The organism is Paenisporosarcina sp. P4_D4 (assembly GCF_056401835.1).
The window spans coordinates 1-544 of record NZ_JBFUIO010000428.1 but is presented as its reverse complement, the minus strand read 5'-3'; the positions used below and the strand labels follow the sequence as shown (position 1 = coordinate 544).

Below are 544 nucleotides of genomic sequence, written 5' to 3'. Positions count from 1 at the left end.
AACAGTGGGTTTCCCCATTCGGAAATCTCCGGATCAAAGCTTACTTACAGCTCCCCGAAGCATATCGGTGTTAGTACCGTCCTTCATCGGCTCCTAGTGCCAAGGCATTCACCGTGCGCCCTTATTAACTTAACCTAAAAGTTAAAAAGTTCTTACGCATACAACCGAAGTTGTATGTTGAATTACTTGAATGTTTATTGCTTTCAATGTCGTTTTATCCAGTTTTCAAAGAACAAAGGTTTGCTTTGCGAMGARTAATCGCAKRAGCARGTTTTGAAAGTATCGTCTTCTATAAAGAAGATGAACCTTCAAAACTGAACGCAAAACGTCAACTTATAGACCCAAGGTCTATATTCCGTAATTATCCTTAGAAAGGAGGTGATCCAGCCGCACCTTCCGATACGGCTACCTTGTTACGACTTCACCCCAATCATCTGTCCCACCTTCGGCGGCTGGCTCCTAAAAGGTTACCTCACCGACTTCGGGTGTTACAAACTCTCGTGGTGTGACGGGCGGTGTGTACAAGGCCCGGGAACGTATTCAC

At 44.9% G+C, this 544-nt stretch carries 2 rRNA genes; both read right to left on the bottom strand.

Annotated elements, in window-relative coordinates:
• Positions 1–135 (bottom strand): 23S ribosomal RNA (locus AC1DSL_RS19320); the annotation flags it as partial.
• A 236-nt stretch (positions 136–371) separates the two neighbouring features.
• Positions 372–544 (bottom strand): 16S ribosomal RNA (locus AC1DSL_RS19315); the annotation flags it as partial.